Annotated in this window: 11 protein-coding genes; 7 read left to right on the forward strand and 4 right to left on the reverse strand. The window is 73.1% G+C overall.

All coding sequences use genetic code 11. The annotated features are described in order from the left end of the window. Positions 1–582: RICIN domain-containing protein (locus tag IEY93_RS19910; protein WP_189164606.1), on the forward strand; the 582-nt coding region annotated here is incomplete at its 5' end. Positions 583–686: 104 nt separating this feature from the next. Here IEY93_RS19910 and IEY93_RS39565 read toward each other — a convergent pair. Next, complete coding sequence (locus IEY93_RS39565; protein ID WP_275412028.1) at positions 687–3,608, reverse strand: helix-turn-helix transcriptional regulator; 2,922 nt, start codon at positions 3,606–3,608, stop codon at positions 687–689. Between the two features lie 213 nt (positions 3,609–3,821). On the opposite strand from IEY93_RS39565, the gene IEY93_RS19920 reads away from it, so the two are divergent. The 4 genes from IEY93_RS19920 to IEY93_RS19935 all read left to right on the forward strand — a co-directional run bounded on the left by IEY93_RS19920 (position 3,822) and on the right by IEY93_RS19935 (position 7,082). Continuing rightward, complete coding sequence (locus tag IEY93_RS19920) at positions 3,822–4,283, forward strand: PPOX class F420-dependent oxidoreductase (RefSeq protein WP_189164607.1); 462 nt, start codon at positions 3,822–3,824, stop codon at positions 4,281–4,283. 285 nt (positions 4,284–4,568) lie between these two features. Continuing rightward, a complete protein-coding gene (locus IEY93_RS19925) occupies positions 4,569–5,477 on the forward strand; it encodes a glycosyltransferase family 2 protein (protein ID WP_189164608.1) in 909 nt (302 codons plus the stop codon). 106 nt (positions 5,478–5,583) lie between these two features. Next, a complete protein-coding gene (locus tag IEY93_RS19930; protein WP_189164609.1) occupies positions 5,584–6,030 on the forward strand; it encodes an HIT family protein in 447 nt (148 codons plus the stop codon). A 197-nt stretch (positions 6,031–6,227) separates the two neighbouring features. Next, positions 6,228–7,082 carry an SAM-dependent methyltransferase gene (locus IEY93_RS19935; protein WP_189164610.1) on the forward strand — a complete coding sequence of 285 codons (855 nt, stop codon included), beginning with the start codon at positions 6,228–6,230 and terminating at the stop codon, positions 7,080–7,082. Positions 7,083–7,202: 120 nt separating this feature from the next. Here IEY93_RS19935 and IEY93_RS19940 read toward each other — a convergent pair whose 3' ends face one another. Further along, positions 7,203–8,225, reverse strand: coding sequence for a zinc-dependent alcohol dehydrogenase family protein (locus IEY93_RS19940; protein ID WP_229691296.1), 1,023 nt, complete (start codon positions 8,223–8,225; stop codon positions 7,203–7,205). Positions 8,226–8,379: 154 nt separating this feature from the next. On the opposite strand from IEY93_RS19940, the gene IEY93_RS19945 reads away from it, so the two are divergent. Beyond that, complete coding sequence (locus tag IEY93_RS19945) at positions 8,380–8,853, forward strand: hemerythrin domain-containing protein (RefSeq protein ID WP_189164611.1); 474 nt, start codon at positions 8,380–8,382, stop codon at positions 8,851–8,853. A gap of 119 nt (positions 8,854–8,972) precedes the next feature. On the opposite strand, the gene IEY93_RS19950 is transcribed toward IEY93_RS19945, so the two are convergent. After that, the gene (locus IEY93_RS19950; protein ID WP_189164612.1) at positions 8,973–9,896 is read right to left on the reverse strand and encodes an aldose 1-epimerase family protein; all 924 of its coding nucleotides are present in this window, start codon (positions 9,894–9,896) and stop codon (positions 8,973–8,975) included. A 281-nt stretch (positions 9,897–10,177) separates the two neighbouring features. Between IEY93_RS19950 and IEY93_RS19955 the strand changes: the two genes are divergently transcribed. Next, positions 10,178–10,477 (forward strand): hypothetical protein, encoded by a 300-nt coding sequence (locus IEY93_RS19955; protein ID WP_189164613.1) that lies wholly within the window; start codon positions 10,178–10,180, stop codon positions 10,475–10,477. Positions 10,478–10,518: 41 nt separating this feature from the next. Here the strand turns inward: IEY93_RS19955 and IEY93_RS38350 are convergent. Beyond that, positions 10,519–11,530, reverse strand: a 1,012-nt coding sequence (locus tag IEY93_RS38350) for a CocE/NonD family hydrolase C-terminal non-catalytic domain-containing protein (protein ID WP_308425758.1), incomplete at its 5' end; no start/stop codon positions are given.

Below are 11,530 nucleotides of genomic sequence, written 5' to 3' on the forward strand. Positions count from 1 at the left end.
TGCGCCGGCATCACCGTCTGGGGCGTCCGCGACCAGGACTCCTGGCGCAGCGGCGACACCCCGCTGCTGTTCAGCGGCGGCAACAAGAAGCCCGCCTACGACGCCGTCCTGAACGCCCTCAACAACGCCGGCCCCAACCCCAACCCCACGCCGACGCCCACCGGTCCCAACCCGACCCCGTCCCCGACTCCCACGCCGGGCGGTAGTGGGCAGCTCAGGAGCACCGCCTCCGGCCGATGCCTGGACGTGCCCAACGCCAGCACCACCGATGGCACCCAGGTGGCCATCTGGGACTGCAACGGCGGCACCAACCAGCGGTGGGCCTCGAACTCCTCCAGTGAGCTCAGGGTCTACGGCAACAAGTGCCTGGACGCCGCCGGCACCGGCAACGGGGCCAAGGTGCAGATCTACTCCTGCAACGGCGGCAACAACCAGAAGTGGCGCGTCAACTCCGACGGCAGCATCACCGGCGTGCAGTCGAACCTCTGCCTGGACGTCACCGGCGCCGCCACCGCCAACGGCACCAAGATCCAGCTGTACTCCTGCCACGGCGGCACCAACCAGAAGTGGACCTGGAGCTGACCTGCCGCCCCGGCGGCTCGGCCTGCTGACGAAGACCGGCTGCACCCGCCGGTGACCACGGCCCTCCGGCACGGCGCGACGCGCCGGGCCGGAGGGCTCGTCCGTCAGGACTCGAAGAGGTGGAGGCGGTGCGCCATGGCCGCGGCCTCGCCGCGGGAGGCGACGCCCAGCTTGGCCAGGATGTTCGAGACGTGCACGCTCACCGTCTTGGCGGAGATGAACAGCTCCCCGGCGATCTCGCGGTTGCCGCGCCCGGCGGCGACCAGGCGGAGCACCTCGCGCTCGCGCGCGGTGAGCCCCAGCCCCTGCTCGGCCGCGGCCGGGGACGAGCCGGCGGTCGCGTCGCCGACCGTGAGCCGGGCCCGCCGGGCCAGGGCGTCGATCTCGGCGCGCAGTGGCGCCGCGCGCAGCCCGTCGGCCAGCAGCGCCGACCGGGACAGCAGCTCGGCCGCCTCGTCGCGGGCGCCCGCCGCCACGGCGGCCTCGGTCGCGCCGAGCAGGCAGCGCGCCTCGGCGTACGGCTGGGACAGGGCGGCCCACGCCGCGGCGGCCTTCTCCCACGCGGAGCGGTCGGGCCGCGCGGACAGGTGGGCGGCCTCGGCGGCGAAGGTCAGGCTGTGCGCCTCCTGCAGGGCGCCCTGGACCTCCAGCCGGGTGGCCGGCTCGCGCACCTCGTCCAGCAGCGGGCCGGCCGCGCGGAGCGCGGCGATGAGCAGCGGCCAGGCGTACCGCGGGCTGGCCGTCAGATCGCGCATCTGGAGGGCGCGCCGGACGGTTTCGGCCGCCTCGGCGGACCGGCCGCGGGCGGCCAGCAACTCGATCTCTCTGCGCATCAGCGGCAGCACCGACTGGTCGCGGTAGGTGCCCTGGGCGAAGACCTTCTCGGTGGCCTGGTGGAGCGCCTCGGCCCGGTCGAGGTCGCCGCGGGCCAGCATCACGTCGGCGGCCAGGCCCTGCAGGCTGGCGCGGTAGGGCGGCGGCGGCCCCACCTCGACCCCGCGCTCGATGACGTCCAGGGCCTCGTCCCAGCGGCCGAGCGAGACCAGCGGCTCGGCCAGGTTGATCGCCAGGAACGCCCCGGAGGTGCGGGCCAGGCCGTACGCCTCGGCGTCGGCGATGCCGCGGCGCGCGACCTTGGCCGCTTCCTCGTGCCAGCCCGCCCCCTCGAGGGCGTCGGACTCGGAGATCGCCGCCCGCATCAGCGCGCTGTAGCTGCCGGCCCGCTCGGCGATCTCGCGTGCCCGGCCGAACGCGGAGACCTGGACCTCCATCTGGGAGTACCGGAACTGCGTCCAGGCCAGGGTGATCAGCGAATGCGCCTCGGTCTCGGCGTCGCCGACCCGCCGGCTGATGCGGACGGCCTCCTCGGCGAGGCGTTCCTTCTCGTCCCAGTCGCCGGGGGCGTGCAGCATGCGCGACAGGGTCTCCAGGACCTGCGCGCGCATCGACGAGGGCGGGTCGGCCGGCACCAGCGCGGCGGCGGCGCGGAGATCCTCGATGTGACCGGCACGGCCGAGGTCGTACCGCGTGAGGCCGCGCTGCCGCAGCACCTTGGCCGCGCGGATCGGGTCGGTCTCGGGGTCGATCTCGCGCAGGGCGGCCTTGGCCAGCGAGATGCTCCGCTCGAACTCGCCGGCCAGGTGCGCCACGACGGTGGTCTGCCGCAGCACGTCGATGTAGTCGTGCCCCACTCGCTCGGCGGCGTCGGGCACGGAGTCCCACAGCTCCAGCACTCTGGTGAGCATGCGGAGCTGCTCGTCGAACGCCGCCGCCTTGCGCGCCGCCGCCGCGGCGCGCCACGTGGCTTCCAGCGCGGACGGGGCGTTGTGCGCGGCGTACCAGTGGTAGGCCAGCTCGATGGCGCCGCGCGTCGAGGGGAGCAGCGACGGGTCGCGCTCGAGCGCCGTCGCGAAGCGGGTGTGCAGGCGGGCGCGCTCGCCGGGCAGCAGGTCGTCGTGGACGGCCTCGCGGATCAGCGCGTGCCGGAAGGCGTACCCCTCGCCGTCGACCAGCAGGACGTTGCCGGCCACCGCCGGGCGAAGCGCGCTCGACAGCGCGCCGTCGTCCAGGCCGGTGACCGCGGCGAGCAGGTTGTGCTCGATGCGGCCCCCGCCCGCGCTCGCCACCCGCAACAGCTCCTGGGTCTCCTCGGGCAGCCGCTCGACCCCGGCCAGGAGCAGGTCGCGCAGCGACTCGGGCAGCGGCTCGTCCTCGCCGCCGCTGAGCAGCGCCTCCACGAACAGCGGGTTGCCCTCGCTGCGGGCGTAGATCAGATCGACGTCCAGGGCGGTGGGCTCGCGGGTGAGGATGCTCCCGACCTGCTGGACGACCTCGCGCCGGGTGAGCCTGCGCAGCTCCAGCCGCTGGACCCCGTCGATGCGGGTGAGCTCGGCCAGTAGCGGGCGCAGCGGGTGGGTGCGGTGCAGCTCGTCGGCGCGGTAGGTGACCAGGGTCAGCAGGCGGGTGTCGGGCCGCTGGTAGCGGATCAGGAACGACAGCAGGTCGCGAGTCGAACGGTCGGCCCAGTGGGCGTCCTCGATGACCAAGATGGTGGGCTGCTGCGCGGCGAGCCGCTCCATCAAGCCGAGGACCTGCTCGAACAGCCGGGCACGGGCCTCGGCGCCGTGGTCGTCAGGCTCGCCGAACTCCGGCAGCAGGCGGGCGAGCCCGCTGGTGCGCTCGCCGGGCAGCAGCGCGGCCACGCCGTCCTGCCCGAGGTCGTGGACGAGCTGCCGGAGCACCGCGGTGAACGGCGCGAAGGGCAGGCCGTCGGTGCCGAGCTCCAGGCAGCCGCCGACCAGCACGCGGGTGTCGTGGGCGCGCTCGGTGAACTCGCGGATCAGCCGGCTCTTGCCGACCCCCGCCTCGCCGCCGACGAACACCACCGCGGCCGAGCGGGCGCGGACGCGGTCGAGCGCCTCGGTCAGGCGGGCCAGCTCGGCCGCCCGGCCGACGAATCGCGGGCTCACCCCCTGCCCGCCCAGGCCGTTTCGGCCCGGCGCGGCCACTCGCTCTCGATCGGTCACGCGAACACCGTTTCAGCCACGCGACCAGCATGCCATCTCGCACCGACTTTTCCGCAAAGCGTTTTCACCGGCCCTCCGGCCTGCGGTTTCGGCTCGCCCCTCCCCGGGTATTCCGGCCCGCTCCGTAACCGAGGACCGTGCGGCCGCGCCGCGTCCGGTGTGCCCGGAGGGCGCGGAGGGATCCGCGGGGAGGACGGGTCGTAGAGTGAGGGCATGAGCCCGAGGATCGCGACCGCGGACGTCGTCACCCGTGACCAGCTTGTCGACTTCATCCGTGACCGCCACCGGGCACTGCTCATCACGACCCGGAGCGACGGCGGGCCCCAGGCGTCCCCGGTGACCTGCGGCGTCGACGACCTCGGCCGCATCGTGGTCTCGACCTACCCCGAGCGGGCCAAGACGAAGAACGCCCGCCGCGACCCCCGGGTGAGCGTCGTGATCCTGTCGGACGACTTCGACGGGCCCTGGGTGCAGGTGGACGGCGCCTGCGAGGTGCTGGACATGCCCGACGCGCTGGACGCCCTGGTGGACTACTACCGGTGCATCGTCGGCGAGCACCCCGACTGGGACGACTACCGCGCGGCCATGGAACGCCAGGGCAAGTCGCTGCTGCGCATCACCCCCTCGCGATGGGGCCCCATCGCCACCGGAGGCTTCCCCGCCCGCCTGGCCTGACCGGCTGCCCCTGCCCCTGAGCGGGCCCCCGGACGCGCCTGCCCGCCACGACGCGGTGATTCGAGCCCCTCGTCGGCCCCGACCATGATCGGGGCCGCCATGGCCGCTTGTTCCCGACGTGCCAGTAGAGAGCGCGCGCCTTCCCGTCGAGTTCCTTGGCGAGATGGCCGCGCTGGGCTGGTGCGCGTGACCGGGCTGGCGTGAGGTTTGCACGCCGGCCCGGGCGGTTACGGGCCGGGAGGAGGGGACCGTGGGGGGCCGGGGATCGGGGAGGTGACGGCCGTCATGTCGCATGTCGCGGACGACACCGAGCCCGGGGCGGCACCGGTGACCGTCGTGGTCGCCACCAGGAACCGCCGGGAGGAACTCCTGCGCACGCTGGAGCGCCTGCGGGACCTCCCCGAGCGACCGCCGGTCATCGTGGTGGACAACGCCTCCTCCGACGGCTCCCCGGAGCAGGTGCGCCGCCGCTTCCCCGAAGCCGTCCTGATCCGGCTGGCGCACAATCTCGGCGCGCCGGCCAGGAACGTGGGCGTGCTGGCCGCGCGCACCCCCTATGTGGCCTTCAGCGACGACGACTCCTGGTGGGAGCCGGGCGCGCTGCGGGCGGCGGCGCGGGCCTTCGGCGCGCACCCGTCCCTCGGCCTGATCGCCGCCCGGGTGCTGGTCGGCGACGAGGGCGTGTCCGATCCGCTCAACGCGGTGCTGGCCGGTTCGCCGCTGCCGAGGCGGGAGGGCCAGGCCGGGCCGCCGGTCCTGGGGTTCCTCGCCTGCGGGTCGGTGGTGCGCCGCGAGGCGTTTCTGGCCGCGGGCGGGTTCAGCCCGGTGATCTTCTTTCCCGGCGAGGAGCAGTTGCTGGCCTACGACATGGCGGCGCTGGGGTGGGACCTGTGTTACGTACCGGACGTGGTGGCCGTGCACCGGCCCTCGCTCCAGCGGGCGCCCAAGGCGAGCCGGCGGCGGATCCAGGCACGCAACGCCCTGCTCACCGTCTGGCTGCGCCGCCCGCTCGGCGTCGTGCTGCGCGAGACCGCGCGGCTGGCGGCCCGTACGCCGCGTGATCCGGTGGCGGGTCAGGCGGTGCTCGCCGCCCTGCTGCGGTTGCCGCTCGTGGTGGCCGGGCGCCGGCGGCTGCCCGAGCGGGTCGAGGACGCCCTGGGGCTGCTGGCGTCCGATCGGTCCGCGTCCCGGTGACCCAAGACGTGCTCTGCGGCGTGGCGTGCAGGGCTCCCGGCGGGGCTTTCGCCAAAGGCGGGGACCCGGCCGGATGTCTTTCGACCCGACGAGCAATCATGCGAATATGGACGTTTTTCCTGATCAGTGTGCCTATTGCGAAATGATCGCCGCGCCGGACGGCACCGGCCTCGTCTTCGAGGACGACATCGCGGTCGTGGTCATGGAGGGCAATCCGGTGAACCCAGGCCATGCGGTGGTGGTGCCACGCGTCCACGCGGACGGCCTGGAGGATCTCGACGAGGAGGTCGGCGCGCACATGTGGCTGCTGGCCCAGCGCCTGGCGCGCGCGCTGCGGCGGTCCGGTCTGCGGTGCGAGGGCGTGAACATCCTCGTCCCGGACGGCGAGGCCGCCCTGCAGGAGGTGTTCCACGCCCACATCCATGTGTTCCCGCGCTTCGAGGGCGACAACGTCGTGATGGACGCCGACTGCGAGCCGAGAGAACCGCGGCTGCTGCACAAGGAGGCGTGGGCGCTGCGGGAGGCGATGAAGCCGCTGTTCCCCGCCGGCTGAGCCGTTCGATCATGGGCGGTGCGTCTCACGACCCTGCCCGCCGGATGAAAGTTTCAGCGGCTGCACCGAATCGTGAGAGAAGGCGGTGAATCAGGGCGACAAAGCTCGCCGATCACCCGAAAAGCCGGGCAAGTGAGCGCTAACATTTTCGCGATCCGGTGATTTCTGACGGACCGGCGAGCAGGGTGGGGACGAGCATGGCCGAAGGCGAAGGGAAATGGGGCTGCACCGGGGACGAGCAGATCATCCCGCCTGAGATCGACACGACCAATCCGAGCATCGCTCGGGTCTACGACTACTTCCTGGACGGCAAGGACAACTTCGCGGTGGACCGGCAGGTCGCCGAGATGGCACTGCGCATCGTCCCGGACGCCAAGGACGCGGGGAAGGCCAACCGCCGGTTCCTGCGCCGCGTGGTCCGCTATCTGGCGGCCGAGGAGGGGATCCGCCAGTTCATCGACCTCGGGTCGGGGCTGCCCACGCAGGGGAACGTGCACCAGATCGCCCAGGAGATCGACCCGGCGGCACAGGTGGTGTACGTGGACAACGACCCCATCGTCCTCGTGCACGGCAGGGCGCTGCTGGCCACCAACGGCTCCACCACCGTGATCCAGGCCGATGTCCGCGACCCGGAGGCGATCTACGCCGACCCGGCGCTGCGCGGGCGCATCGACTTCAGCAAGCCGATCGGCCTGCTGCTGTTCAGCATCCTGCACCACCTGAACGACGAAGAGGACCCCTGGGGCATCGCGGAGCGGCTGCGCGAGCCGCTGCCGTCCGGCAGCTTCATCGCCATGTCGAACTTCTTCAACGCGCAGGACGAGCACCCCGAGGCGTCCAAGCAGGCCGTGATGGTGGAGAAGCTCTTCAACGAGAACCTGGGCACCGGACGCTGGCGCACCCGCGAGGAGATCATGCGCTACCTCGGTGACATGGAACTGGTGGAGCCCGGCCTCGTGCCGCTCGCCGACTGGCGACCCGACGCCGGGGAGTCCTGGGAGAAGAGCGCCACCTACTACACCTACGCGGGCTGCGTCGCGCGCAAGCCCTGAACCACCCCCTGCCTGCCGGGACGCCCGGCCCCGGCGGGCAGGGGATGGTCCCGAGGGGGGATCACGCATCGCACCCGGCGGCCAGGGACGCGTACGGCTCCGGCGCGGCGGGAAGGGCGGTCAGGCGGGTCGGCCGACGTGCAGGACGGCGGCGCCGGTGACGCGGTCGGCGGCCAGGTCGGCCAGCGCCCGGTCGGCGTGGTCCAGGTCGTAGGGGGCCGTCGTGACGCGCAGCGGGGTACGGGTGGCCAGGTCGAGGAACGCGCGCCCGTCCTCCCGGGTGTTGGCGGTGACGCTGCGCAGCGTGCGTTCGTAGAACAGGTGCTCCTCGTAGTTCAGCGAGGGGATGTCGCTGAGGTGGATGCCGGCGACCGCGAGGGTGCCGCCCATGTCGAGCGCGGAAAGGGCCACCGGCACCAGGTCGCCCACGGGGGCGAATAGGATGGCCGCGTCCAGCGGCTCGGGCGGGGCGTCGTAGGCGTCGCCCGCCGAGGCCGCCCCAAGCGTCAGGGCCAGCTGCTGCGCCTGCCGCGACCGGGTCAGCACGTGCACCGACGCGCCCTGGGCGATCGCCACCTGCGCGATCAGGTGGGCCGAGGCGCCGAAGCCGTAGATGCCGAGGCGTCCCCCCGGCGGCAGATCGGCGCGGGCGAAGGCGCGGTAGCCGATGATGCCCGCGCACAGCAGCGGCGCGAGCCGGTCGGCGGGAACGTCCTCGGGCAGCTCGTAGACGAAGTCCTCCGGCGCGGTGACGTACTCGGCGTAGCCGCCGTCGACGTCCCACCCGGTGTAGCGGGAGTTCGGGCAGAGGTTCTCCGAGCCGCGCAGGCAGTAGCGGCACCGGCCGCAGGTGGAGTGCAGCCATGCCACGCCCACCCGCGTGCCGGTCGCGAGCCGCCCGGCGCCGGGGCCCCGGGCGACGACCCGGCCCACGACCTCGTGGCCCGGCACCGTACGCGGCCGTCTCGGCGCGAGATCACCCTCGGCGAGGTGCAGGTCGGTACGGCACACGGCGCAGACCTCGACCCGCACCAGCACCTCGCCCTCGGCCGGCTCGGGGACGGGCAGGCGCACGCGTTCCAGCGGAGCGGTCGGCATGGGCCCCGGGTGGCGTACCACCCAGGCGGTCATCGTCTCGGCCATGCCTCCATGGTCACACGCGCCTCCCGCCGGGACGGCGCAGCGCCCCGGGCGTGACCGGTGGGGAGCCGGAGGCGGCGCTGCCTGGTGGTTTAGAACGCGGACAGGTGGTAGCGGGGTGGAGGAGGACCACATCGCAGAGAGGGGAAGCCGGCCCATGGACGCCATCGTGCTCCTGAAGGACGACCACAAGACGGTGGAGAAGCTGTTCAAGCAGTTCGAGAAGGCGGGGGACGACGCCTACAAGGAGAAGCGGCAGATCGTCGACCAGATCATCCACGAGCTCACCACCCACGCCTACATCGAGGAGGAGATCTTCTACCCGATGGCCCGGCAGGACGTCCCCGCCACCGAGGACCACGTCCTGGAGAGCGTCGAGGAGCACCACGTCGTGGTGTGGATGCTGTCGGAGCTCAAGGACCTCGACCCGAAGGACGAGCGGTTCGACGCCAAGGTGACGGTCCTGATGGAGAACGTCCGCCACCACGTGGAGGAAGAGGAGCAGGAGTGGTTCCCGAAGGTGCGGGAGGCGATGGGGCGCAACGAGCTCCAGGAGGTCGGCGAGCGCATGGAGAAGGCCAAGGCCGAGGCGCCGGACGACCCGCTCGCCCTGATCAGCGCCCGCAAGTGACCCGGCGACCCGGCCCGCGCGGTCGTCACGGCCGGCGCGCGGGCCGGGCGGGCGACCGCGCGGTCGTCACGGCCGGCGCGCGGGCCGGGCGGGCGGCCCCGGCGAGCGGGGTGTGGTGGTCAGGTTCGGGCGAAGGGTGAGATGCCCCAGCGGTGGGTGACGGCCGCGCCGGGGTCGAGGCGGATGACGTCCTCGCCGGTGCGGAAGGCGTTCGGCGGGCAGCTCATCGGCTCCACCGCGAGCCCGGCGCGCCGGGCGCTCCCGGTCAGGCTGTCCCCGGTGAACACCTGGAGCCACTCGACGCCCTCGCCCGCCCACAGCTCCACGCCGTGCGTGCCGTCGCCGGTGGTCAGCCGCACCCGCACCAGCCCGTCGCCGTCCCGGGTGAGGCCGGTGAACGCGGTGTCGAGCACGACGTCGCCGATCGGGTGGGCCGTCCGGAAGTCGTAGGGGGTGCCTTCGACCGCCCGGCGCTCGACCGGGATCTTGCGTTCGTCGACCGTCAGCCACTCGGCGGCCGGCAGTTCGAGGACGGCGTCCTCCAGCGGGCCGGGAACGGAGAGATAGGGGTGGGCGCCGAAGCCGTACGGCGCGGGCGTGTCCCCCATGTTGCGCGCGCCGATCTCTACGGTCAGGCCGGTGGCGTCCAGGGCGTAGGAGACGGTCAGGTCGAGAATGTGCGGGTAGCCGGCCTGCGGGAACAGTCGCAGGCCGAGCGTGATCGACGCCTCGTCGCGGGAGAGCACCCGCCAGGGCAGCGTGCGGGTGAAGCCGTGCGCCGCGTTGCCGAACTTGGGCTCGGTCAACGCCAGCTGACGCTCCTGGCCGTCGAAGGTGTAGCGCCCGTCCTGGACGCGGTTGGGCCAGGGGAGCAGGGGCAGCCCCGCCGACCCGGGCGGGGCCTGGTGCTCGGAGTAGCCCATGACGAGCGGCCGGCCGTCGTGGGTGAGGGCGCGCAGCCCCGCCCCGACCTCGGTGACGACGGCGCGCAGGCCGCCGGCCTCGATGGTGTGCTGCTCTCCGGTGGGCGCGATGGTCGTCACCTGACAATTCAACACCATGCACCTCAAACGGTGACCGCGGACCCGTGGCCGATAGGCGCCACCTGGTCCGCTATCGCGGCCGGTCCCGGTGCTATCGCGGCGGACCCGGGCCGTAGGGGGAAGCGGTGGCCACAGTGTGGGGCGCCGATGGGGTCTGCGCGCGCGAGGGACGGTGTTTGTCTGGAATCAGGCATCTCGGTGAGGCGAAGGCCTTCCAGTGCGGTACGGAGCCGACGCCCCACCGGCCGTTCCGGCACTGCGGGGTGTGGGGAAGGACGTACATGGACGCGATCACCATTCGGGAGGCGACCGGCGGCACGATCTCCGAGGTCCGCGACGAGCGGGCCAAGCTGCTGCGGTTGCACGAGTCTCTGACCGGCCTCGGCGTGGACGCCGAACTGCGCGAGCAGATGCCCGCGCTGCTGGTCCACCGCCCCGACGTGGGGCTGCCCCTGTGGGTGTTCGTCGGGTACGGCGGCGCCTACTACTCCTGGCAGTCGGCCGAGAAGCGCCATCCCGTCTGCGACGTCCCCGGCGCCGCGCTGGCTCTGGCCGACTACATCACCGGCCGGACCTTCTGACCCGCTCCCAGGTGCGGGAGCGGGCCGCTGCGGGGTGGAGATCAGAACAGGTCGCGCGTGGGCCGGGGCAGCACGACGTCCTTCGGCCCGCGCCACTGTCCCTCGGCCGGGGCGGGGGCGAAGTCCATGGTCGTCGCGGGAGCGGAGTCCTGGCCGGCCGGGGGAGCGGCCACCGGCAGCATGATCCGGCTGCCGGACAGGTCCACGGTGACCGTCGCGGGTACCGGATCGGCCGGGAAGGTCCAGGTCTCGCTCGCGTCGCTCGCCGCCAGGACGACCGCGAGGCGGTGGCCCTGCTTGACGACGGAGTCGGCCGGCAGGGTGTCCCAGGTCAGCCGGTACTCCGTACCGGGCGTCAGGTCCTGCGAGGTCGTGAGCGAGTCGCGGTTGCGGGCGTCGAGCCAGCCGCGGGCCACGATCGCCAAGGGCAGGCGTGTGGTGACGGCCTCGGTCCGCCGGTAGCAGGCGTCGTCGTCGGCCGTGCTCTGGCCGTGACAGGACTCATCGGCCAGCGTCCTGACGCCGCCGCCGGAGTTGAAGAAGTCCAGCCGGTCGTCCTCGCCGTAGTCGACCACCAGGGCGGTCAGGTTCACCCCCGGCCGGTCCACCGTGGCGCGGATGTCCATCTGCGGGGTGCCGGAGAGCCGCACCGCCCGCTTCAGCGGCGGAGTGAGGAACATCAGCCGGTTCGGGGAGGCGGCGGTCGGGTCGGAGACCATCTGGTCCTGGGTCTGCCACGGGTCGTCGGTGAAGCTCATGGTCGTGCCCTTGCGCGCGGGCAGCGGCCCGAGGCTCCCCTGTGCGTCCTGGCCGGGGCGCAGCCACAGCGGCAGCTCCAGGGAACGGGCCGGCCAGTCGGCCTGCCGGACCCACTGCGCGGGCGCCACCTGCACGTCCACCCGGGGTTGCCGCAGGACGCCGGTGTCGATGCCGTGCAGCCACTGGTCGAACCAGGAGTGCAGCGTGCCGATCCATTCCTCGCGCCGGTAGTCGAACGGGTCGACATGCCCGTACTGCGACAGCCACAGCTTGCGCGGCACGCCGCGGCGGGCG

This window comes from Sphaerisporangium melleum (assembly GCF_014646695.1).
Taxonomy (GTDB): domain Bacteria; phylum Actinomycetota; class Actinomycetes; order Streptosporangiales; family Streptosporangiaceae; genus Sphaerisporangium; species Sphaerisporangium melleum.